A 21,402-nucleotide genomic window follows, 5' to 3' on the forward strand; every position below is an offset into this window, starting at 1 on the left:
AAAGGCCGGGAGAGTGCATGTCGGTTCTGTCCTACGACGAAGTGGTCCTCGGTCGCCGGTCGATCCGCGGCTATCTCGACAAGCCGGTGCCGCGCGCGTTGATCGAGGAGATCCTTGCGCTGGCGATGCGCGCTCCCAGTTCGATGAACACCCAGCCCTGGCACTTCCATGTCGTCACTGGCGAATCGCTCAACCAAATTCGCCAAGGCAATACCGAGCGCATCCTCGCAGGCGAGCCTGACAGCCGCGAGTTCCGCAAGGGCAACCCCTTCGCCGGCGTTCATCGTGACCGGCAGGTCGAAGTTGCCAAGCAGCTGTTCGGCGCCATGGGCATTGCCCGCGACGATGCGCCCGCCCGCCAGGACTGGGTGCTGCGCGGCTTCCGCCAGTTCGACGCACCGGTCTGCGTTATCGTCACGTATGACCGTGAGCTATCCGGCAGCGACGATACCGCCTTTGACTGCGGCGCCGTAACCACCGCGCTCGTCAACGCCGCCTGGTCGCGGGGGCTTGGCTGCGTGATCAACTCGCAAGGCATCATGCAATCCCCGGTCGTGCGCGAACATGCCGGCATCCCTGACGATCATGTCATCATGAAAGCGGTCGCGCTGGGCTGGCCCGATCCTGAATTCCCCGCCAATGCAGTCGTCAGCAAACGCAAGAGCGTGGAGGAAGCCGCCCGGTTCGTCGGCTTCGACTGAAGCTTGTAACAGCGGCCCGCGCTCCTACTTCGAGCTGGTGGCAGTAAAGGCACTCCAGGATCTCAAGGCATGGGCCCGGCGCATCAAGCGTGATGTGGTGGCCCTGTGGCTTGCCGCGCGCGATCCGCGCGTGCCGGTTGCAGCTAAAGTCGCCGCCGCCATCATCGCGGCCTATGCCCTGTCCCCTATTGACCTCATCCCCGATTTCATCCCGATCCTCGGCTATCTTGACGACGTGATCCTCGTGCCGCTTGGCATCGCGCTCGCCGTCAGGATGATCCCCGCACCGCTCATGCAAGACCTGCGCGAACGTGCCAGCGCAGTCGGCAAGCCATGCTCAACCGGCGGGCTCGTCGCTGTCGTGGTACTGTGGCTGGTTGCCGCGGCAGTCATCTATCACGCCGTCTTCGCACAGCAATAACGAGAAAGGCCCCACCTCGCGGCAGGGCCTTCCTTGTATCCTCAATCGCGCCAGCAATTAGCGCAGCGAGACCACGTTGTCCGAAACGCGCGGATCGCGGCGATCGCCCCGATACTGGCTCGACATCGGCTCGTCAGTCACTTCGAACACTTCTGTGGCGCCGAAGCCGTTGAACGCGGTCTTCATTGCCGCGCCATAGGCGCCGAGCATGCCGATCTCGATGTAATCGCCAACCTTCATGTCCACCGGCAGTTCGAACGGACCTTCCATGTGGTCCATGTCGTCGCAGGTTGGGCCATAGAAGCTGAACGGCTCCAGCTCGATCTCGGTGTCGACATCGTTCGCCACCTCGTCGCGCAGCACGCGGACGGGGAAGCGCCAGCCGACATGGGCCGCGTCGAACAGCGCGCCGTAAGCGCCATCGTTGATGTACAGCTCGGCGCCGCGGCGACGTTCGACGCGCACGATCATCGAGTTGTATTCCGCGCACAGCGCACGGCCCGGCTCGCACCACAGTTCGGCCGAGTAGGAAACCGGCAGCGATTCATAGGTACGGTCGATCACGCCGAAGTAGTCTTCGAGCGGCGGCGGTTCCATGCCCGGGTAGATCGAGGGGAAGCCACCGCCCACGTCGATGATGTCGACAAGGACCGAAGCATCGACGATCGCGGCACGCACACGCTCCAACGCCTGCACATAGGCATGCGGGCTCATCGACTGGCTGCCGACATGGAAGCACACGCCCAGCGAGTCCGCCACCTGGCGGGTCGCCTGGAGCAGTTCTGCCGCATTGGCCAGATCGCAGCCGAACTTCGAGGCGAGGCTCAGCTCCGAGTATTCCGACGAAACGCGCAGGCGCACGCACAGCGTCAGGTCTTCGGGCACGTTGCCCTCCGAGTCTGCCGTCGCAGCCTTGATCTTCTCCAGCTCCTCGATCGAATCGAGGCTGAACACTCGCACGCCATAGGTGTGATAGGCTTCGCGGATCGCAGCCGGAGCCTTCACCGGATGCATGAAGCACAGCACTGCCTCGGGCAGCGTCTCGCGCACCAGGCGCACTTCCGCGATCGAGGCGACGTCATAGTGCGTTACGCCCGAATCCCACAGGATGCGGATCAGATCGGCCGACGGATTCGCCTTCACCGCATACAGCGACTTGCCCGGAAACTTCTCGACGAAGAAGCGGGCAGCGCGCGCGGCGGCGTGCGGACGGTTCAAAATGGCGGGTTGTTCAGGCGCGGAGGCGCGAACTACAGCCAGTGCGTCAGGATGGATGTGCAACTCAAGGGACCCCCAAACGGAACGTTGAACGAAGCTGCCTTGCGGTTTGGAAGTCCCCATGGGGCAGCGAGAGGGGGGTAAATAAGGCCCTGCGCATGAATCTCAAGTGAAAATAACGCTGCCCAAAAGTCCTGTCAGGAAAATGAAACAAATCCAGACAGATCGCGAAAAATCAGGAACTTAATGCTTCGGCCAGTGCAGCCCATGCCGGGAGTGACAGCGGATCGTTGGCGCCATTGGCAGCTGTGGGGTGCGATGCGAATCGTGCCACCGTCATTTCCGCTGCAGGATCGACCCACAGAGTCTGCCCGTGGATGCCCCGCGCGGAGAAGCAGCCGCGGTTGTTGTTGCTGATCCACCACTGGCTGCCATAGCTCCAACCCGGCAGTTGCGGATAGCGGTTGCGGTCGAAATGCGCCGGCTCTCCGCCATGCGTCGCCCGCTGCACCACGGCTTCGGGAATGACCCCCAGCCCGCCAAGGCGCATCGCCTCGCCAAACCGCGCCAGGTCCTCCAGCCTCAGGTTCAACCCGCCACCGGCAAAGGCCGTTCCCGCCTGGTCCACGATGAGGTCGGCATCGCCCCGCATGCCCAGCGGCCGCCAGATCCGCTCCGACAGCACCTCGGCAAAGTGCTTCCGCTCGATCCGCGCAATCATCCACGCCAGCACTTCGGTATTGGGCGTGCGATAGGTGAAGCCTGTCCCGTGCTGACCCGCCTTGCCGATGCGGGGCAGGTACGACGCAAGATCAATCGGCCCGGCATAGTCCACCGGCCTCGGCGTCAGCCCAAGAGCCGCACTGTAGGCCCCGATGCCAGAGTTGGGATCGGCATAATCCTCGGAGAAATCGAGCGCGGTGGTCATGTCCAGCACCTGGCGCACCGTCGCATCGCCAAACCCGCTCCCGGTCAGTTCCGGCAGGTAATCCGACGCCAGCGCCGCAGGATCAAGCCTGCCCTCCTCGACCAGCATCTCGGCAAGCGTTCCGACGAAGCTCTTGGTTACCGAAAAGGCGATATGCCTCGTCTCCGGCCCGGTCACGCCGAACCAGCGCTCGAACACCACCTTGCCGCGGTGCAGGACCAGAATGCCATCGGTGAAGGCCTGCGTCAGCGACTGTTCCAGCGACATCGGCTCATCCGCATTCAGCGGTACGAAACGGATCTGCCCCAGCCCCTCGTCAATTGCCCGTTCAAGCGCCTTGCTCTCGTCCCCCGCGGCCACACGTCGCGAGGGCACGAACTGGCGCATGTTGGAATAGGACCAGCGGATCATCGGAAACCGCGTGTGGTCCGCGCGCGAGGCGAGCAGGATCTTGTCGGCAGGCGGCGGCGAACCTTGCATCCAGCCCATGCGCACCGGATCGCTCGTCACACCATCGAGCAAATCGCCCGCCATTGCCTTCTCCCGCCAACATTGTTGTCAGCAGGCAGCATGCCTCAGGAAAGACGGTCGCGGAAGTCCTCGTAAGTGAAGCCGCGCACCTTCTCGAGCGCATCGCTCTTGCTGTCCCACAGCCAGATCGACGGCAGTGGCACGCCGTTGAAGGTCGTGGTCTTGACCATCGAGTAATGCGCCTGATCGAGAAACGCAAAGCGCGTGCCCGGCTGCGCCAACCCGGGCTTGCGGTAATCGCCGATCACATCGCCCGCGAGACACGAAGGCCCACCAAGACGCACCGGAGCGCCTCCCTCCCCGCCATCCTCGTACTCGTCGATGGGCAGTTCGCCCAGCATTGCCGGACGATAAGGTGCCTCGATCACGTCGGGCATGTGGCAGGTCGCCGAAATGTCGGTGATGCCAAGCTGCATCCCGTTCCAGTGCGTGTCGAGCACGGTGCCGACCAGAATTCCCGCATCCAGCGCCACGGCCTCGCCCGGCTCGAGGTAGATCTCGCAACCCGTGCGCGCCTTCACCTCACGCAGGAATGCGATCAGGTCCTCACGCTGGTAATCGGCGCGGGTGATGTGGTGGCCGCCGCCAAAGTTCAGCCACTTGAGCTGCCCGAAGTACGGCGCAATCCGTGCCTCCAGCGCCTCCCAGGTGCGCTTCAATGGCTCGAAATCCTGCTCGCACAGCGTGTGGAAATGCAGGCCCGATACGCCTTCCAGGTGTTCTGGCAACAACTGATCCACCGGGAAGCCCAGACGCGAATGCGGCGCGCAAGGGTCATAACGCGGCACCTCGCCCTCGGCGTGAAGTGGATTGATCCTTAGGCCGATGTCGAATTTGCCTCCGGCAGCCTGCGCTGCCGCGATCTCGCCCGCAAAGCGCGCATGCTGGCCGGGCGAATTGAAGATCACATGATCCGATAGCCGCAGGATCTCGGGCAGATCCTCAGCTTTGTAGGCCGCGCAGTACGTCGCGATCTCGCCCGAATAGTGCTCGGCCGCCAGCTTGGCTTCCCACAGGCCGGACGTGCACACGCCGTCGAGATACTCCCCGACGATCGGCGCCACCTTCCACATCGAAAACGCCTTGAGCGCCGCCAGCACCTTGATCCCGGCGCGGTCCCGCACGTCGGCCAGCACCGCCAGATTGGCCCGCAACTTCGCTGCATCGACCACGAATGCCGGGCTATCCACCCGGTTCAGGTCAAACTGCGCAAAAGCCCCCGGATCGCCCGCTCTGGTTTCCATGCTAAGCCTCACTTCAAAACAATGGACCCCCGCGCAGGCGGGGGCCCCATTCCGTCCAACACGACATCAGACGTGGAACGCCCCCACCTTCGCGGGGACGCAGAAAGATCAGAACGCCAGCGGACCCGCCAGTTCCTTCACCTGCCACGGTAGCCCGTGCTTGTTGAGCATGTCCATGTAGGGATCAGGATCGAACTGTTCCATGTTGAACACGCCGGCGCCCGACCAGATGCCCTGCACCATCATCGCCGCGCCGATCATCGCGGGCACGCCGGTGGTGTAGCTCACCGCCTGGTTGCCGGTCTCGCGATAGGCGTCCTCGTGGTCGCAGATGTTGTAGATGTAGAAGGTCTTTTCCTCGCCATCCTTCAGGCCCGTGGCGATATCGCCGATGTTGGTCTTGCCCTTGGTCGTGGGGCCGAGCGAAGCCGGTTCGGGCAGAACCGCCTTGAGGAACTGCAGCGGGATGATTTCCTTGCCCTCGTAGATCACCGGATCGATCCGGGTCATGCCCACGTTCTGCAGCACGGTCAGGTGCGTGATATAGGCATCGCCGAACGTCATCCAGAAGCGGATGCGCTCGATCTCGGGCAGGTGATGCGCGAGGCTTTCGAGTTCCTCGTGGTACATCAGGTACATGTTCTTCGGGCCGACTTCCTCGAAGTCGAACTGCTGGCGGATGGTCAGCGCCGGCGTCTCCACCCACTCGCCGTTGAGGTAGTGCCGCGCAGGCGCGGTCACTTCGCGGATGTTGATTTCCGGATTGAAGTTGGTGGCAAAGTGCTGGCCATGATCGCCGCCGTTGCAATCGAGGATGTCGAGCGTGCGGATCGTGTCGAGCTTGTGCTTCTTCAGCCAGGTTGCGAAAACGCTGGTCACCCCCGGATCGAAGCCCGATCCCAGCAGCGCCATCAGGCCCGCTTCCTTGAACTTGTCCTGATAGGCCCACTGCCACGAATATTCGAACTTGGCCTCGTCGATCGGTTCGTAGTTCGCGGTGTCCATGTAGTTGACGCCGGCCGCAAGGCAGGCGTCCATGATGTTGAGATCCTGGTACGGCAGCGCGAGGTTGACGACGAGGACGGGCTTGACCTCGTTGATCAGCGCCGTGGTTGCGGCAACGTCATCCGCGTCGATCTGGTAGGTGTCGATCGTGACTCCGGTGCGCTCCTTCACCGAAGCGGCAATGGCATCACACTTGGACTTGGTGCGGCTCGCCAGCGCAATGCCGGTGAAGATATCGGAATTCATCGCCATCTTGTGGACCGCGACCGAGCCGACGCCGCCTGCGCCGATGACGAGAACTTTTGCCATGATTGCTCCAAATGCCATTTGTCCCGTCGCGTTCCGGACCTCTCGATCGAACGCGCAGGACATTCATGGGCAGGCCCTTTAGAGTAGAGTCATGACAAACCCAAGTCCTAACCCGAATGCTTCGTCAGATCAGCGCGCTCCCACCCGCGCAGGCGTAATCCGCGCCGCGGAAAAGATGGCGCAGCTTCTGCCGCAAACGCCGCTGCTTCCGCTTGAACTGCCGAATGGCGGAACCGTGTGGTGCAAGGCCGAATGCCTCCAGCCCGTCGGCGCCTTCAAGATTCGCGGCGCGTGGCACCGGCTGTCTGACCTGACCGATGACGAGCGCAGCCGCGGCGTCATCGCCGTATCGAGCGGCAACCACGCGCAAGGCGTGGCCTGGGCCGCCCGCCGGCTCGGCATTGCGGCCCGGATCGTGATGCCCAATGACGCGCCGCAAGTGAAACTCGCCGCCACGCGCGAGCTTGGCGCAGACGTCGTGCTCTATGATCGGCCCGGCGGCGAGGATCGCGATGCCGTGGCCGCTACACTTGTTGCGCAAAGCGGGGCAACGCTTGTCCATGCCTTTGGCGATCCATGGGTGATTGAAGGTCAGGGCAGCGCCGGAATCGAACTGGCCGCGCAGATGGAATGTTTCGCCGATGGTGGCCCGACCCGCGTCGTCACGCCCTGCGGCGGCGGCGGCCTTGCCGCCGGTCTCGCCCTTGCCCTGCCCGACGCCGAGATCGTGCCCGTCGAACCCGAAGGCTGGGACGATGTCGCCCGGAGCCTCGTCAGTGGCGCGATCCAGCGCGTCCCTCGCGACGCCCCTCCCACAGCGTGCGACGCGCTGCAGACGCCCGCCACCTTCCCCATCAACTTCGCCGTCCTCTCCGCGCGGGGCCTCAGGGGCTTGAGCGTAACCGAAGCGGAAGTGCGCGCCGCCCAGCGCTATGCCTTCAGCAAGCTGAGGCTGGTCGTCGAGCCGGGCGGAGCAGCAGGCCTCGCCGCGTTGCTCGCCGGCAAGGTGGCCGCAGATGGCCGTACCGCCGTTCTGCTCTCGGGCGGCAACGTCGACCCGGCCGCCTTTGCCCAAGTGATTGCGCACCACGGATAAGTTGCATTTGACAATCTAACTCACACCTCGCACTCTCCCGGCAATTCTCGGGGGAGATCTGAAGATGCAGGCGCAAATCCTCACGCCCGCCGCGGTGCTTGTGCTGTGGTCGATTGTCATGCTGTTCTGGATGGCCGGAACGCGGCTGCCAGCCCTCAAGCAAAAGGGTGGCCTCGGCAAAGCCAAGCCCGGCGGGCGCGGACAGGACCTCGAAGGCGTGCTGCCCGACGAGATCAACTGGAAGGCGCACAACTACAGCCACCTCATGGAACAGCCGACGCTGTTCTACGCCACCGTGATGATCCTTGCGATCATGGGGGCAGCCTCGCTCGATGTCATGCTGGCATGGGGCTACGTTGTCCTGCGCATCGTCCACTCGATCTGGCAGGCAACCGTCAACCGCGTGCCTGTGCGCTTCAGCCTGTTCCTTTTGTCAACGCTGTGCCTGATCGGGCTGGCCCTGCGCGCGCTGGGAGCGACCATGGGCCACGGATAAGCCATAAAAAAGGGGGAAAATGCCAATGAAGATTGCCCATATCCTGCAACCTGCCGTTGCACTGATGGCGTGGACCATGGTCATGTGGCTGTGGATGTACGTCACCCGCATTCCGGCCATGAATGCGGCAAAGCTCGATCCAGACAGTCTCGCCAAGGACCCCACCAGGACGCTCGACGATCTGCTTCCCGCCAGCGTCCAATGGAAGGCCCACAACTACAACCACCTGCACGAAGCGCCGACGCTGTTCTACGCGGTCTGCCTCGTCATCGCTGTCGCAGGGGCCGGCAACGGCACCAGCGCGACCGTGGCATGGGCCTATGTAGCCTTGCGCGTTGTCCACTCACTGGTGCAGGCGACCGTGAACAAGGTCATGGTCCGCTTCATCCTGTTCTCGCTGTCGAGCGTCGCGCTCATGGCGCTGATCTACCACGCCGCGAAGATCGTCTTCGCCGCCTGATTCAATCGCGGACGAACAGGCTGGCGAGCTCCACGTGCGTCGACCAGCGGAACTGGCCGATCGGCCGCAGCTCCGCCAGCCTGTAACCGCCCGCGATCAGCTTGATCGCATCCCGCGCCCAGCTTGCGGGGTTGCAGCTGATATAGACCACGCGCGCAACCTTGCTCAGGGCGATCTGCTCCACCTGCTCCTGCGCGCCCGCCCGCGGTGGATCGAGCACGACGGAAGCAAAGCGATCCAGTTCTTCCACCCGCAGCGGATTGCGGAACAGGTCCCGGTGCAGCGGATGAACCGGTCGACCGTTCATCCGCGCCGCCGCCTGGCAGGCAAGATACGCATCGCGCGCCGCCTCGGCTGCCAGCACCTTGGTCTTCGGACCCGCAAGGGCAAAGGCGAAGGTGCCGAGTCCTGAAAACAGATCGGCCACCGTGGGTGCCCCAGCCAGCCACTCGCGCGCCGCACCCACAAGCGCTGCCTCGCCATCGGCAGTCGCCTGCAGGAAAGCTCCGGGCGGCAACGAAACCGGCGTCCCGCCAAGGGTGACCGTTACCGGCTCCGGCTCCCACACGCCCTCGGCGCCATAGCCAGAATCCATCGTCAGCCGCGCCAGGCTGTTGGCCCGCGCAAAGTCGAGCAAGGCTTCGGTCTTCGCCAGACCTTCGGCAGTCAGCCCCTTCAAGCCAACCGACACACCCTGATCGGCCAGCGCCAGCTCGACATCGACCGCCAGCTTGCGGTCGCCCCATTGCTCGAGCAGGGCGCGCAAGGGCGCTACCAGTGCAAACAGTGCAGGCGCCAGAACATGGCACTCGCGCATGTCGACGATCTTGTGCGAGCCCTGCTCGCGAAACCCGATGACCACGCGCTTGCCGATCGCCTGCGCATGCAAGGTCGCCCTTCTGCGCGAACGTGGCGGGGAGATGTGCGCCGCCGTGGCTACCACGTCCGCGATCCCCTGTCCCTTTGCCGCACCTACGACGCGATCGTGCACGTATTCGGCCAGCGCATTCTCGGACAGGTGCTGCAACTGGCAACCGCCGCAGGCGGGAAAGTGCCGACACGGCGGATCGACATGGTTCGGGCCATGCACCAGCGAACCATCAGCCTGCAGCACGTCGCCGGGAGCCGCCAGCGCCGCGTATCTGCCGTCTGCCGTTGCGCCTTCCCCCTTCGCGGCAACACGCACGATCAGACCTGACTCGCTCATTCAAGAAGTTCCTTCGTAGCCACCTCCGTGGCAGGCCTTCAGCGCTGCCTGCACGGCATGGGCCAGTTCTCCGGCCGTGAACGCAGGCCCGCACAGCCGCGCCGCTTCGCCGTGGAGCCATAGGCCTTCTTCGGCGGCGCGCAAGGCTTGCTCCAAGTCCTGACAATGCGTGGCAAGGCGGCTGGCGATGGCTCCCGCCAGGACGTCGCCCGTCCCTGCCACCGAAAGCCACGATGAAGCGCGCGGTGCCAGAACAGTCTCGCCACCGGGCGCGGCAATCAGCGTATCCGGCCCTTTCAGCACCACGACCGCGCCTGAAACCTCAGCCAGAGCAAGCGCGCGATCTCGCCGCAAGCCAGCCCCCGACAGCCCGAAAGCCCGCTCCAGCGCGGTCATCTCGCCCTCGTGCGGGGTCAGAATGCATTGTGCACCAGACAACATCGCCGGTCGCAACAAGACCAGCGCATCGGCATCCACCACTGTCGGTCGGCCAGCATGGAGCGCAGCAGCGAGCAGGCGCGACACTTCATCAGACCGGCCCAGACCCGGCCCTACCAGTAGCGCCGAGGTCCGCGCGTCGGCCAGCATTTCCGCAGCGTCGCCGGTCACCACCAACTCCGGCGGGACCACCAAGGGCGCTGCCTGCGCTGCAAGCTTCACGTATCCCGCCCCTGCCCGCAGCGCGGCCGTCGCCGCCAGCAAGGCTGCGCCTGGCATCTCTCCGGCGACGATCCCGAGCATCCCGCGCCGGTACTTGTGCGCATCGGCTGCAGGTGCCTCCAGCTTCGGTTTCGCCAGGACCCGCGCCGCGCCCGGCAGTGCCGCCACGCCGATATCAACCAGCCTGACCGCGCCCATCTTCGAACAGGCAGGCATGGCAAAGTGGGCATGCTTCCACGCCCCCAGCGCCACTGTCAACGACCACTCCGGCAAGCCCTCATTCAGCGCGGCGCCGCTGTCACTTTCGATTCCGCTCGGCAGATCAATCGCAATGCGATGGCGATGCAGCGCCGCCAAATCGCACAGCAGGGCAAGAAGATCATCCGGCAAGGCGCGCGTCAGCCCGCTTCCGAACAGGCAGTCGACGAACACGTCCCCCGCCGTCACACTTCCCGCCGAAACGACCGCCCCGCGATACAGGGCCTTGGCATTGCGCGCCGCATCCGTCACCGGCTCGCGCGCCTGCACGACCTGCACGGCATTGCCATGTTCGCGAAGGTATTCGGCGATGACCCAGCCATCGCCGCCGTTGTTGCCCGGCCCGCACAGCACGGTAACCGAACCGCCGCCCGCGATCCGGCGTACCCACTCGCCCGCCCCGCGCCCGGCCAGTTGCATCAGCGCATCGACAGTCGAGCCCGCCGCAATCAGGTCCTCCTCTGCGGCGCGCATCTGCGCCACTGTGAGTACTTGCGAAAGCACAGGCTCACGGCTGCGGGGCATCGTCCTTCATCCTTGCCGGAAAGCGATAGCGGTCTCCCGCGACCGAAACTTCGAGCACGCCTTGCGACGACCACTGCGCCGTCGCCTCGTCGGCCCCGTCAGCCGATACCACGCCGCGCCCGTCGTTCACCATCTCAAACCGGCGAAAACCCCCGGCCTTGTGCCGCACGGTCAGGAAGCGCTTGTCACCCACGCGCGAGTCCTCGACAAAGCATTCCGGCAGGAACTTCGCCGATCCGCCCACTGCGCAATCGATCACCCGCCCCTTCGGCGCGTCCTCGGCCTTTGAGCAGGCAGCCAGCACCCCGCAGATCAGCAGCGCTGGCAGCCCCTTGCGCATCAGTCGATGCCCAGCTGCTTGAGGTCGCGCACCGCACCGCGCGCCGCGCTGGTGGTCATCGCGGCATAGGCCTTGAGCGCCGTCGAGATCTGGCGCGGCCGCTCCTGCGCCGGCTTCCAGCCCTTGGCGTCCTGGGCCGCACGACGGTGCGACAATTCCTCGTCGCTCACCGCCAGATGGATGGTGCGGTTTGGGATGTCGATCTCGATCATGTCGCCGTTCTGGACCAGCCCGATCTCGCCACCCTCGGCCGCTTCCGGCGAGGCATGGCCGATGGAAAGGCCCGAAGTCCCGCCCGAAAAGCGCCCGTCGGTCAGCAGTGCGCACGCCGCGCCCAGCCCCTTCGACTTGAGGTAGCTGGTGGGATAGAGCATTTCCTGCATGCCCGGGCCGCCCTTCGGCCCTTCATAGCGGATCACCACCACGTCCCCTGCCACGACCTGCCCGGTCAGGATCGCCGTCACCGCCGCGTCCTGGCTTTCATAGACCTTGGCCGGCCCCGAGAACTTGTGGATCTTCTCATCGACGCCTGCCGTCTTCACGATGCAGCCATCGCGCGCGATGTTGCCGTAGAGCACGGCAAGCCCGCCGTCCTTGCTGAAGGCGTGTTCGGCCGAACGGATCACACCGGTCTCGCGATCAAGGTCCAGTTCCTTCCAGCGACGGTCCTGCGAGAAGGCCACCTGCGTCGGCACGCCGCCCGGCGCTGCCTTGAAGAATTCCTGCACGCTTGGCGAATTGGTGCGCTTGATGTCCCAGCGATCCAGCGCTTCGGCCAGCGTGCGGCTGTGCACGGTCGGCAGGTGCGTGTGGATCAGGCCCGCACGATCCAGCTCTCCAAGAATGGCGTAGATGCCACCCGCCCGGTGGACGTCCTCCATATGCACGTCGTTCTTGGCCGGCGCGACCTTCGACAGGCACGGCACCCGACGGCTCAGCCGATCGATGTCCGACATCGTGAAGTTCACGCCCGCTTCGTGCGCCGCCGCCAGCAGGTGCAGCACCGTGTTGGTCGAACCGCCCATCGCGATATCGAGGCAAACCGCATTCTCGAACGCATCGAAACTGGCAATCGAGCGCGGCAGGACGCTGGCATCGTCCTCCTCGTAGTAGCGCTTGCACAGGTCCACGGCGAGGCGCCCCGCTTCGAGGAACAGGCGCTTGCGATCAGCGTGGGTAGCCAGCGTCGAGCCATTGCCCGGCAGCGAAAGACCCAGCGCCTCGGTCAGGCAGTTCATCGAATTGGCCGTGAACATGCCCGAGCACGAACCGCAGGTCGGGCAGGCCGACCGCTCGATCGCAGTCACTTCCTCGTCGGTCATCGTGTCGTCGGCCGCGGCCACCATAGCGTCGACCAGATCGAGCGCGTGCTCCTTCCCCTTGAGGATTACCTTGCCCGCTTCCATCGGCCCGCCCGAGACGAACACGACCGGAATGTTGATCCGCATTGCCGCCATCAGCATGCCAGGCGTGATCTTGTCGCAGTTGGAAATGCAGACCATCGCGTCGGCGCAATGGGCGTTGACCATGTATTCCACGCTGTCGGCGATCAGGTCACGGCTCGGCAATGAATAGAGCATGCCGTCGTGGCCCATGGCGATCCCGTCATCGACCGCGATGGTATTGAATTCCTTGGCAACGCCGCCAGCCGCCTCGATCTCGCGCGCCACCATCTGGCCGAGGTCCTTGAGGTGAACGTGGCCCGGCACGAACTGCGTGAACGAATTGACCACCGCGATGATCGGTTTGCCGAAGTCCTCGTCCTTCATGCCCGTTGCGCGCCAAAGCCCGCGCGCGCCCGCCATGTTGCGGCCATGGGTGGTGGTGCGTGAACGATAGGGGGGCATTGTGCGAACTCCGGACAGGGAATCAGTTTTTATGAGCGACTTGGGATCGTTCCCTAGCCGACGGAATCAGCCGCTGTCGAAAGTATTAATTACAACTATGTCAGCCAAAAGTGGCAGAAAACCTAACTGATTGCGACCGCAACCTGATTGGCAATCCGCGCCAGCCGCTCGGCCCATTCAGCTTGGCCCTTAGCATCGCTGATCAGGTCTTGCCGCACCTCGATGCCCAGGTAGGGCCTTCCATCCGCCTCGGCATGGCGGTTCATTGTCGCATTAAGCAGCCTGCCCGAATAGGGCAGCTGATCCCCGACGCAGAGCCCTTCGGCCTCAAGCATTGGAATGGCGATCCGCGCTGCGCGATCATCCTCGTTGTAGAGCACGCCCACGTGCCAGGGCCGAGGCTCATCGCTCGAGGCGAGTTGCGGCGTGAAGCTGTGCAAGGACAGGATCAGCGCTTGCGGCACATCGGCCAGAAGGTCGGCCAGCGCATCGTGATAGGGCCGGAAGAACCGCGCCAGCCGCGCCTCATGGCCTGCATGATCGAGCGCGTTGCCGGGGATCGCATGGCCATCGCTGGCAATCGGCACCACGGTCGGCAGATGCTCGTCACGGTTGAAATCGCAGACCAGACGGCTCACCCCGCCCTGAAACGCCGCAATGCCGGGCCGCTGAGCCATCAACGAGCCGACTTCGGCTACGCCGATGTCAACCGCGATATGCTGGTTCAGCACTTCGGGAGCGATGCCAAGGTCGATGTCATCAGGCACGCGGTTGGAAGCATGGTCCGACACCACCAGAATACCCCCGAAGCGCGGCTGACCAAGGATCGCAAAGGCCTCGCTCATCGCAGGGCCCCCGCCAAGGTCCACCACCCCGCCGGCATAGCCACCTTGGCGGCATCGCGCAGCTCAGGCCTATCATAGAGCGCGAAGCACGTCGCGCCTGATCCTGACATACGCGTCAACCACGCGCCCGTCTGCTCCAAGGCTCTCAGCACATCGCCAATTTCTGACACGAGCGTCAGTGCCGGAGCTTCCAGATCATTGCGGCCCGCAAGCGCCATTTCCCTGAGGTTGTCACCTTCCATCGGCCCGCGATCAACGCCATCCCAAGCCTTGAACACCGGCCCGGTCGCCAGCGGAATGCGAGGGTTGACCAGCAGCACAGGCGTCCCCGCCAGATCGTTGGCGATCGGCTCCAGTTCGGTTCCGGTTCCGCGTCCGATGCACGCCACGCTCTCGACGCAAGCCGGCACGTCCGCCCCCAGCTTCGCCGCTCGCGCATGCCAGTCCTCCGGCAAACCATGGCTGTCCCGAACCATCCGGAATATCGCCCCGGCATCGGCTGATCCGCCACCCAGCCCGGCCGCCACCGGCAGATTCTTCTCCAGCGTCACCGCCCAGCCCGGCCCATGCGGCAGGGATTGCAAGGCTTTGGCCACGATATTGCCAAACGGATCGTCCAAAGCGCCGCCAAACTCGCCGACAACGCGCAGCGAATCCGCCTGCGCAGACGAAGCGCTCAGCACATCCCCCGCATCCACGAAGGCAAACAGCGTCTCAAGCTCATGATACCCATCCTCCCTGCGCCGCCGCACATGCAGCGCAAGGTTGATCTTGGCGTAAGCGGTTTCTTTCATCTCTTTGGCCTAAGGGTGCGGCAAGAGATAAGCCACCAATGCGAAAAAACCGCCGCTGCAACGGAAACCGCCCCGAGGAGTCCCAAGCTCAACCACCCCCAGACGTTCATTGTGGATCCAAAAAGCCAAACTGAAATAAAAATTGACCAGAAACCAACGATACCTCCCCATCTCGAGGCGGTTCGATATTTCAATGAAAGCTTGGTCACCGGGCTTGCCGTCGAGACATGCTTCAAGTCAGTCTTCGAAGGGCGGACATTTCCCCAAGGCATCCTGCCATACAAATCAAGCATCCAAGCAAGCGCAGCTGAAAACAGCATCACCAACAGCGAGTAGGCCATAAACAGGCGCCTCCAGCCTCGGTTTACCAATGTCGATGCGATGTTCGCAAGCTCATGACTTCATGTATGCTGACCAGAGTCAGTGTGCCCTCCCCGTGCCGGGGAGGAACTCAACCTCACATATTCGGATAGTTCGGCCCGCCGCCACCTTCCGGCGTGACCCATTCGATGTTCTGGGTCATGTCCTTGATGTCGCAGGTCTTGCAGTGGACGCAGTTCTGGGCGTTGATCTGCAGGCGCGGGTTGCCTTCTTCCACGCCAACGTACTCATAGACGCCCGCCGGGCAGTAGCGCTGCTCGGGGCCCGCATAGAGCGGCAGGTTGATCCGCGTCGGCACCGTCGGGTCTTTCAGCACGAGGTGGCTCGGCTGGTCTTCCTCGTGATTGGTGTACGAGAACGAGACGCTGGTCAGGCGGTCGAAGGTGATGACGCCATCGGGCTTGGGGTAGGCAATCGGCTTGTACAGGTCCGCACGCTGCGTCGCCTCGCTGTCTCGGTGGTGCTTCATCGGCTTCCAGATGCCAAAGCCGCCGATCGTGCGCAGCCACATGTCCGCGCCGGCCAGCACCGTGCCCAGCTCGCCGCCGAACTTGGCCACCAACGGCTGCGCGTTCTGGACCTTCTTCAACTCCTTGGCGATCCAGCTTTCGCGCACGGCCGCATCGTACTCGACCATGTCGTCCTTCTCGCGGCCAGCTGCCATCGCCGCCGCGATGGACTCCGCGGCCAGCATCCCGCTCTTCATCGCGGTGTGGCTGCCCTTGATGCGCGGCACGTTGACGAAGCCGGCCGAGCAGCCGATCAGCGCGCCACCCGGGAACGACAGGCGCGGCACTGATTGCCAGCCGCCTTCATTGATCGCACGCGCGCCGTACGACACGCGGCGTCCGCCTTCCAGGATCGCGCGGATTTCCGGGTGCTGCTTCCAGCGCTGGAATTCCTCGAACGGATAGACATAGGGGTTGGCGTAATCGAGCGCGGTAACGAAGCCCAATGCCACCTGGTTGTTGGCCTGATGGTAGAGGAACCCGCCGCCCCACGAATTCGATTCCGAAAGCGGCCAGCCCTGCGTGTGGATCACCCGGCCCGGAACGTGCTTTTCGGGATCGATGTCCCACAGTTCCTTGATGCCGATGCCATAGACCTGCGGCTCGCAATCGCGCTCGAGATCGAAGTGCGCCTTGAGCCGCTTGGTCAGGTGCCCGCGCGCGCCTTCGGCGAACAGCGTGTACTTGGCGTGCAGTTCCATGCCCGGCTGATAATCGGGCTTCTTCGAACCGTCCTTGGCAATGCCCATGTCGCCGGTCGCGACGCCCATGACCGCGCCATTCTCGTCGAACAGGATCTCTGCCGCCGGGAAGCCGGGGAAGATCTCGACGCCCAGTTCCATCGCCTGTTCCGATAGCCAGCGGCACAGGTTGCCAAGACTGCCGGTATAGTTGCCATCGTTCGACATGAACGGCGGCATCGGCCAGTGCGGGATCGAGACCTTGCCCTTCTTCGACAGCACCCAGTGCCAGTTGTCGGTCACCGGCACTTCGGCCATCGGGCAGCCCTGTTCGCGCCATTGCGGAAGCAGTTCGTCGAGCGCTTTCGGGTCTATCACCGCGCCCGAAAGGATGTGCGCGCCGATTTCCGAACCCTTTTCCAGGATGCAGACCGAAATTTCCGGGTTCTCCTGCTTCAGCCGGATCGAAGCAGCCAGGCCCGCAGGCCCTCCGCCAACGATGACGACGTCATACGGCATCGATTCCCGTTCGCTCATGCCCCGATATCTCCCGACTGCTGCTAAACGCACGATTGAATTTCGAATGTGCCTTGAAAGAGGGCACAGGCAAGGTCAAGACCGCAAATTGGACTGGAAGGAAAGACAGGTTGCCCGATATCGCTAACGCAGAAAATCATCAGTGGCGCGATGCCGTTACGGCCGCGCTCGATTGGTGGCGCGATGCGGGCGTGGACCATGCCTTCGTTGACGATCCTCAAGACTGGCTGTCCGAAGCGCGCAAGCCCAAGGAAGCCACTCAGTCAGCGCCGATGAAACCGCTGCGTGAACTGGCGGCAGAGCGCGATGATTCGCCCAAGGTGGCCAAGGTTAGCGCCAGGGCTGATTGGCCGCAGACCTTTGGAGCCTTCGCCCCTTGGTGGTTGGCCGAACCCGCCCTCGCGCCCGCCGGGTTGCATCGCCTGCCTCCGGTCGGCGCGCAAGGTGCGGACCTGATGATCCTGGTGCCGATGCCCTCGGCAGACGATGGCGATACCCTTCTCTCCGGGCGTGCAGGCCGATTGCTCGATGCCATGCTGGCCGCGTTCGGCCTTGACCGGTCCCGAACCTACATCGCCTCTGCCCTTCCAGCCCACGTGCCGATGCCCGATTGGCACCTCCACAAGGAGTCGGGCCTCGGCGAAGTTCTCCTCCACCACATCACTCTTGCCGCTCCGAAACGACTGCTGATCCTGGGCGCATCAGGCATTTCGGCGCTTCTCGGCAACGACCCGCCGAATTTGGCTCAAAGTTTACGGGCAATTAATCAAGAAGGGCCACCACTTCCCGCGCTGCCGGCGTGGGATCTCGAAGCCATGCTGCAGCGCCCTGCCCTCAAGGCAGGTCTGTGGAGCCGCTGGCTCGAATGGACGGGGACCGAAACGATTTGAAGCTGGTTCGCGCCAAGACGTTCACGCTGCTCGCGCTCGCGGCCTCGTCGCTTGGGCTTCCGGCTGTCCCGGCTCACGCCAACAGCGCCGCGGTCGACTATTTCCGTGGCCGCGCCGATCGCACCGCCGTCCCCTCGCTGCTGAGCGCCGACGATCGCTCCTATTACAAGAGCCTGTTCTCCGCGATCGAGCGCGAGGACTGGACGCAGGTGCAGACGCTGTTCGCCCAGCGGACCGATGGGCCTCTCCATACGGTAGCCCGCGCCCAGTACATGCTGGCCGCAACCTCGCCCAAGGCAGAGCTCGCCCCGATCACTGAAGTGCTGACCAAGGCTCCGGCCCTGCCGTGGGCGGAACAGCTCGGTCGCCTCGCCCTGAAGCGCGGCGCCACCGACATGCCCGCCCTGCCGCAGGCACAGCGTCTTGTCAGCCTTCCCACCGTCTCCAAGCGCATCAAGCCGCGCCCGATCGATGACGGTACGATGCCGGCCGGCGTCGCCGCCGCGATTCAGGACCGCATCAAGTTTGACGATCCCGTCGGTGCCCGCGTCCTGCTCGATGGGGTCGATGCCACGCTCTCGCCCGCTGCTCGCGCCGAATGGCGGCAGAAGGTCGGCTGGGCCTTCTATATCGAGAACGACGACGCCACCGCCCGCGCTCTTTCGCTCACCGCCGCCGAAGGCACCGGCCCGTGGGTCGCGGAAGCCTACTGGACCGCAGGCCTTGCCAGCTGGCGCCTGAGCGACTGCCTCGCCGCCGCCGACGCCTTTGAAAAGACCGCAGGATCAGCCCAGAACGACGAACTGGCGTCCGCCGCACACTACTGGGCCAGCCGCGCCTGGCTGCGCTGCCGCAAGCCGGAAAAGGTCTCGGCCTCGCTGCGCAACGCCGCCCGCTTCCGCGAAACGCTTTACGGCATGATGGCGTCCGAAGCGCTGGGCATGCGCGAAAGCACGCCGCCGGTGGCGCCGGACTTCTCGCAGAATGACTGGCAGCAGCTTCGCGACGTTCCGAACATCCGCACCGCCGTGCAGCTTGCCGAAATCGGCGAAGACGGCCTTGCCGACGAAGTCCTGCGCCATCAGGCCCGCATCGGCGCGCCCGGGCAATATGCCCCGCTCTCGCGCCTTGCCCGCGATCTGGGCCTCCCCTCCACCCAGCTGTGGATGGCCTACAATGCCCCGGCAGGGGCCCGTCCCGATGAATCCGCGCGCTTCCCTGCGCCGAAGTGGACGCCGGCCACGGGCTGGAAGGTCGATCCCGCGCTGCTCTTTGCCCATTCGCTGCAGGAATCGAACTTCCGCACGGCCGTCACCAGCCCGGCCGGGGCCAAGGGTCTGATGCAGGTCCGCCCCGGCACGGCCAAGGACATGGCCCGCGTAGAGCCGGCAATGGCCGGGCGCGATCGCCAGCTCGACCTCCCTGACGTCAACCTTGCCTTCGGCCAGCAGTATCTCCAGCAGTTGCGCGATTCCGATGCGACGCAGGGCCTCCTGCCCAAGGTCATGGCCGCCTACAATGCCGGCCCCCTTCCGATCAGCCGCTGGAACACGGAAATCCGCGGCGGCAGCGATCCGCTGCTGTGGATGGAATCGATCCCCTACTGGGAAACGCGCGGCTACGTTTCCATCGTCATGCGCAATTACTGGATGTACGAAAAGCAGGCGGGCGGCCCGTCGGAAAGCCGCATGGGCCTTGTCCAGGGCATGTGGCCCAAGTTCCCCGGCCTTTCAGGCGCCGAGAACATAAGGATCGCATCGCGTGGCAATTGATACTTCGCGCGAATTCAAGCCGATCAACATCGCCCTGCTCACCGTCTCCGACACCCGCGGCCCGGCTGAGGACACCTCGGGCGATATCCTCGCCGAACGCATCAAGGCCAAGGGCCACAAGCTCGCTGCCCGCGCCATGGAAAAGGACGATGCCGACCGCATCGCCAGCCGCCTCAACAACTGGATCGACGATCGCACCGTCGATGCCGTCGTCATCACCGGCGGCACCGGTCTCACCGGCCGCGACGTGACGCCCGAAGCGCTCGACCGCGTCAAGACGCGCGACATCCCGGGCTTTGGCGAACTGTTCCGCTGGCTGTCCTACAAGACCATCGGCACCAGCACGATCCAGTCACGCGCCTGCGCCGTCGTCGCGCGCGGCACCTATATCTTCGCCCTGCCCGGCTCGAATGGCGCGGTGAAGGACGGCTGGGACGGCATCCTCGACGAACAGCTCGACAGCCGCAACCGGCCCTGCAACTTTGTCGAACTGATGCCGAGGCTGCTGGAAAAGTAAGTCTTTCTAATCGCTATTGCATTTTCGTTCCACTTATGTTCCAATCCAGCCATGGCAGTCCATGGCAGAGGCGCACAATCCGCAAATGTCCCGACACGCTTCGGCCTCGCCACGCGCGAGGTTGACGGCGACTGGCTCGACGCGCGCGAGGATATCGACGGTCCCGGTCCCAAGCTGCGCACGACGGTCACCGAAGAACATCCCCGCTCGATCCTCACCTTCAACCGCTCGCCCGACATCCCCTTTGATCGTTCGGTAAACGCCTACAGGGGGTGCGAGCATGGCTGCGTGTACTGCTACGCTCGGCCCACCCACGCCTGGCACGATCTCTCGCCCGGCCTCGATTTCGAAACGAAGCTCTTTGCCAAGCCCGATGCGGCAAAGCTGCTGCGTGAAACCCTGGCCAAACCCGGCTACATGCCCGCTCCCATTGCCATGGGCACAAATACCGATCCCTACCAGCCGATCGAAAGCCGTTACCGCATCACCCGCCAGGTTCTCGAACTCTGCCTCGAATTGCGCCACCCGGTCACCATCACCACAAAGTCCGCGCGCGTACTGGATGATCTGGACCTGCTGGCCGAACTCGCCCGCAGCAATCTGACCGCGGTCGGCATTTCGGTCACCAGCCTCGACCCGCGCCTGTCCGGCCTTCTCGAACCGCGTGCAAGCAGTCCTGCCAAGCGATTGGAAGCCCTTGGAAAGCTTGTTGCCGCCGGCATCCCCACCCATGTTTCGCTCGCCCCGGTCATTCCTTCGATCACCGACCAGTTCATGGAAGGCATCCTTGAGGCCGCCGCAGACCGTGGCGTGCGGTCGGCCAGTTGGATCATGCTGCGCCTTCCACACGAAGTCGCCCCGCTGTTCCGCGAATGGCTCGACACGCACTTCCCGGATCGCGCATCGAAAGTCATGGGGATCGTCCAGTCGGTTCGCGGCGGCAAGGACAACGACGCGCAGTTCTTCACCCGCATGAAGCCGAATGGCATCTGGGCCGACCTCATCCGCACCCGCTTCCGCGTCGCCTGTCGCAAGCACGGCATCGGCAGGGCCCACATCGATCTGGACTGCGCGCAGTTCAGAAAGCCCAGCCCCAACGGCCAGTTGGACCTGTTCTGAGCACACACCAGACATTCTCCAAACCTACCGTCGCCCCGGGCTTGACCCGGGCCCCCACTTTTCTTCTGCGCTTCCTGTGAACCAAGGAAGCGGGATCCCGGGTCAAGCCCGG

Annotated in this window: 21 protein-coding genes; 9 read left to right on the forward strand and 12 right to left on the reverse strand. The window is 64.2% G+C overall.

Going from position 1 to position 21,402, the window contains the following annotated elements; translation table 11 throughout:
* Nucleotides 1-17 precede the first annotated feature (17 nt).
* Together AX703_RS01150 and AX703_RS01155 are read left to right on the forward strand one after the other, a co-directional pair.
* Nucleotides 18-701: a nitroreductase gene (locus tag AX703_RS01150; protein ID WP_197423574.1), complete on the forward strand. Its 684-nt coding sequence runs from the start codon at nt 18-20 to the stop codon at nt 699-701.
* Between the two features lie 37 nt (nt 702-738).
* Nucleotides 739-1,122, forward strand: coding sequence for a YkvA family protein (locus AX703_RS01155; RefSeq protein ID WP_062342031.1), 384 nt, complete (start codon nt 739-741; stop codon nt 1,120-1,122).
* 57 nt (nt 1,123-1,179) lie between these two features.
* Here the strand turns inward: AX703_RS01155 and AX703_RS01160 are convergent, their stop codons facing one another.
* The 4 genes from AX703_RS01160 to AX703_RS01175 form a co-directional block, all read right to left on the reverse strand.
* A complete protein-coding gene (locus tag AX703_RS01160; protein ID WP_062342033.1) occupies nt 1,180-2,403 on the reverse strand; it encodes a type III PLP-dependent enzyme in 1,224 nt (407 codons plus the stop codon).
* A 172-nt stretch (nt 2,404-2,575) separates the two neighbouring features.
* The gene (locus AX703_RS01165; protein ID WP_062342035.1) at nt 2,576-3,802 is read right to left on the reverse strand and encodes a serine hydrolase; all 1,227 of its coding nucleotides are present in this window, start codon (nt 3,800-3,802) and stop codon (nt 2,576-2,578) included.
* A 41-nt stretch (nt 3,803-3,843) separates the two neighbouring features.
* Nucleotides 3,844-5,043 (reverse strand): carboxynorspermidine decarboxylase, encoded by a 1,200-nt coding sequence (locus AX703_RS01170; RefSeq protein ID WP_062342037.1) that lies wholly within the window; start codon nt 5,041-5,043, stop codon nt 3,844-3,846.
* Between the two features lie 108 nt (nt 5,044-5,151).
* Nucleotides 5,152-6,357, reverse strand: a complete 1,206-nt coding sequence (locus AX703_RS01175) for a saccharopine dehydrogenase family protein (RefSeq protein ID WP_062342074.1) — start codon at nt 6,355-6,357, stop codon at nt 5,152-5,154.
* 91 nt (nt 6,358-6,448) lie between these two features.
* Between AX703_RS01175 and AX703_RS01180 the strand changes: the two genes are divergently transcribed.
* The 3 genes from AX703_RS01180 (at nt 6,449) to AX703_RS01190 (ending at nt 8,409) form a co-directional block, all read left to right on the forward strand.
* Complete coding sequence (locus AX703_RS01180; RefSeq protein ID WP_062342039.1) at nt 6,449-7,453, forward strand: threonine/serine dehydratase; 1,005 nt, start codon at nt 6,449-6,451, stop codon at nt 7,451-7,453.
* Nucleotides 7,454-7,517: 64 nt separating this feature from the next.
* Entirely contained in the window at nt 7,518-7,949 is a 432-nt protein-coding gene (locus tag AX703_RS01185; protein ID WP_062342041.1) for an MAPEG family protein, read from the forward strand.
* Nucleotides 7,950-7,974: 25 nt separating this feature from the next.
* On the forward strand, nt 7,975-8,409 hold the full coding sequence (locus tag AX703_RS01190; protein ID WP_039332019.1) for an MAPEG family protein: 435 nt from the start codon (nt 7,975-7,977) through the stop codon (nt 8,407-8,409).
* Between the two features lies 1 nt (nt 8,410).
* Here the strand turns inward: AX703_RS01190 and AX703_RS01195 are convergent, their stop codons facing one another.
* The 8 genes from AX703_RS01195 to AX703_RS01225 form a co-directional block, all read right to left on the reverse strand.
* Entirely contained in the window at nt 8,411-9,616 is a 1,206-nt protein-coding gene (locus AX703_RS01195) for a class I SAM-dependent RNA methyltransferase (RefSeq protein WP_062342043.1), read from the reverse strand.
* On the reverse strand, nt 9,617-11,059 hold the full coding sequence (locus AX703_RS01200; RefSeq protein WP_062342045.1) for a bifunctional ADP-dependent NAD(P)H-hydrate dehydratase/NAD(P)H-hydrate epimerase: 1,443 nt from the start codon (nt 11,057-11,059) through the stop codon (nt 9,617-9,619). It abuts the gene before it with no gap.
* On the reverse strand, nt 11,043-11,399 hold the full coding sequence (locus AX703_RS01205; RefSeq protein WP_062342047.1) for a hypothetical protein: 357 nt from the start codon (nt 11,397-11,399) through the stop codon (nt 11,043-11,045). Before AX703_RS01205 ends, AX703_RS01200 begins: the two co-directional genes overlap by 17 nt.
* On the reverse strand, nt 11,399-13,246 hold the full coding sequence (ilvD, locus tag AX703_RS01210) for a dihydroxy-acid dehydratase (RefSeq protein WP_039332011.1): 1,848 nt from the start codon (nt 13,244-13,246) through the stop codon (nt 11,399-11,401). Before ilvD ends, AX703_RS01205 begins: the two co-directional genes overlap by 1 nt.
* Before the next feature lie 122 nt (nt 13,247-13,368).
* Nucleotides 13,369-14,091: an N-formylglutamate amidohydrolase gene (locus AX703_RS01215; protein ID WP_062342049.1), complete on the reverse strand. Its 723-nt coding sequence runs from the start codon at nt 14,089-14,091 to the stop codon at nt 13,369-13,371.
* The gene (locus AX703_RS01220; protein ID WP_062342051.1) at nt 14,088-14,885 is read right to left on the reverse strand and encodes a 4-(cytidine 5'-diphospho)-2-C-methyl-D-erythritol kinase; all 798 of its coding nucleotides are present in this window, start codon (nt 14,883-14,885) and stop codon (nt 14,088-14,090) included. The genes AX703_RS01215 and AX703_RS01220 overlap by 4 nt, the downstream gene beginning before the upstream one ends.
* Nucleotides 14,882-15,226, reverse strand: coding sequence for a hypothetical protein (locus AX703_RS27130; protein ID WP_156451868.1), 345 nt, complete (start codon nt 15,224-15,226; stop codon nt 14,882-14,884). The genes AX703_RS01220 and AX703_RS27130 overlap by 4 nt, the downstream gene beginning before the upstream one ends.
* A 116-nt stretch (nt 15,227-15,342) precedes the next feature.
* Complete coding sequence (locus AX703_RS01225; protein WP_062342053.1) at nt 15,343-16,992, reverse strand: electron transfer flavoprotein-ubiquinone oxidoreductase; 1,650 nt, start codon at nt 16,990-16,992, stop codon at nt 15,343-15,345.
* Between the two features lie 110 nt (nt 16,993-17,102).
* Here AX703_RS01225 and AX703_RS01230 point away from each other — a divergent pair, with 110 nt between their 5' ends.
* Genes AX703_RS01230 through AX703_RS01245 form a run of 4 tightly spaced genes read left to right on the forward strand, consistent with a single transcriptional unit; the run spans nt 17,103 to nt 21,290 of the window.
* Nucleotides 17,103-17,882, forward strand: coding sequence for a uracil-DNA glycosylase family protein (locus AX703_RS01230; protein WP_062342076.1), 780 nt, complete (start codon nt 17,103-17,105; stop codon nt 17,880-17,882).
* Nucleotides 17,858-19,654, forward strand: a complete 1,797-nt coding sequence (locus AX703_RS01235) for a lytic transglycosylase domain-containing protein (protein WP_062342055.1) — start codon at nt 17,858-17,860, stop codon at nt 19,652-19,654. Before AX703_RS01230 ends, AX703_RS01235 begins: the two co-directional genes overlap by 25 nt.
* A complete protein-coding gene (moaB, locus tag AX703_RS01240; RefSeq protein WP_039332003.1) occupies nt 19,644-20,171 on the forward strand; it encodes a molybdenum cofactor biosynthesis protein B in 528 nt (175 codons plus the stop codon). Before AX703_RS01235 ends, moaB begins: the two co-directional genes overlap by 11 nt.
* Before the next feature lie 51 nt (nt 20,172-20,222).
* Complete coding sequence (locus tag AX703_RS01245) at nt 20,223-21,290, forward strand: PA0069 family radical SAM protein (protein ID WP_062342058.1); 1,068 nt, start codon at nt 20,223-20,225, stop codon at nt 21,288-21,290.
* Nucleotides 21,291-21,402: the final 112 nt, after the last annotated feature.

It is taken from the genome of Novosphingobium sp. CCH12-A3 (assembly GCF_001556015.1).
Taxonomy (GTDB): domain Bacteria; phylum Pseudomonadota; class Alphaproteobacteria; order Sphingomonadales; family Sphingomonadaceae; genus Novosphingobium; species Novosphingobium subterraneum.

Bases quoted from the DNA above. Each gene is read 5' to 3' on its own strand.
- AX703_RS01150 (WP_197423574.1), top strand. From the start codon at position 18: ATGTCGGTTCTGTCCTACGACGAAGTGGTCCTCGGTCGCCGGTCGATC.
- AX703_RS01165 (WP_062342035.1), bottom strand. From the start codon at position 3,802: ATGGCGGGCGATTTGCTCGATGGTGTGACGAGCGATCCGGTGCGCATG.
- AX703_RS01170 (WP_062342037.1), bottom strand. From the start codon at position 5,043: ATGGAAACCAGAGCGGGCGATCCGGGGGCTTTTGCGCAGTTTGACCTG.
- AX703_RS01175 (WP_062342074.1), bottom strand. From the start codon at position 6,357: ATGGCAAAAGTTCTCGTCATCGGCGCAGGCGGCGTCGGCTCGGTCGCG.
- AX703_RS01180 (WP_062342039.1), top strand. From the start codon at position 6,449: ATGACAAACCCAAGTCCTAACCCGAATGCTTCGTCAGATCAGCGCGCT.
- AX703_RS01185 (WP_062342041.1), top strand. From the start codon at position 7,518: ATGCAGGCGCAAATCCTCACGCCCGCCGCGGTGCTTGTGCTGTGGTCG.
- AX703_RS01190 (WP_039332019.1), top strand. From the start codon at position 7,975: ATGAAGATTGCCCATATCCTGCAACCTGCCGTTGCACTGATGGCGTGG.
- AX703_RS01195 (WP_062342043.1), bottom strand. From the start codon at position 9,616: ATGAGCGAGTCAGGTCTGATCGTGCGTGTTGCCGCGAAGGGGGAAGGC.
- AX703_RS01200 (WP_062342045.1), bottom strand. From the start codon at position 11,059: ATGCCCCGCAGCCGTGAGCCTGTGCTTTCGCAAGTACTCACAGTGGCG.
- AX703_RS01205 (WP_062342047.1), bottom strand. From the start codon at position 11,399: ATGCGCAAGGGGCTGCCAGCGCTGCTGATCTGCGGGGTGCTGGCTGCC.
- ilvD (WP_039332011.1), bottom strand. From the start codon at position 13,246: ATGCCCCCCTATCGTTCACGCACCACCACCCATGGCCGCAACATGGCG.
- AX703_RS01215 (WP_062342049.1), bottom strand. From the start codon at position 14,091: ATGAGCGAGGCCTTTGCGATCCTTGGTCAGCCGCGCTTCGGGGGTATT.
- AX703_RS01220 (WP_062342051.1), bottom strand. From the start codon at position 14,885: ATGAAAGAAACCGCTTACGCCAAGATCAACCTTGCGCTGCATGTGCGG.
- AX703_RS27130 (WP_156451868.1), bottom strand. From the start codon at position 15,226: ATGGCCTACTCGCTGTTGGTGATGCTGTTTTCAGCTGCGCTTGCTTGG.
- AX703_RS01225 (WP_062342053.1), bottom strand. From the start codon at position 16,992: ATGAGCGAACGGGAATCGATGCCGTATGACGTCGTCATCGTTGGCGGA.
- AX703_RS01235 (WP_062342055.1), top strand. From the start codon at position 17,858: ATGGACGGGGACCGAAACGATTTGAAGCTGGTTCGCGCCAAGACGTTC.
- AX703_RS01245 (WP_062342058.1), top strand. From the start codon at position 20,223: ATGGCAGTCCATGGCAGAGGCGCACAATCCGCAAATGTCCCGACACGC.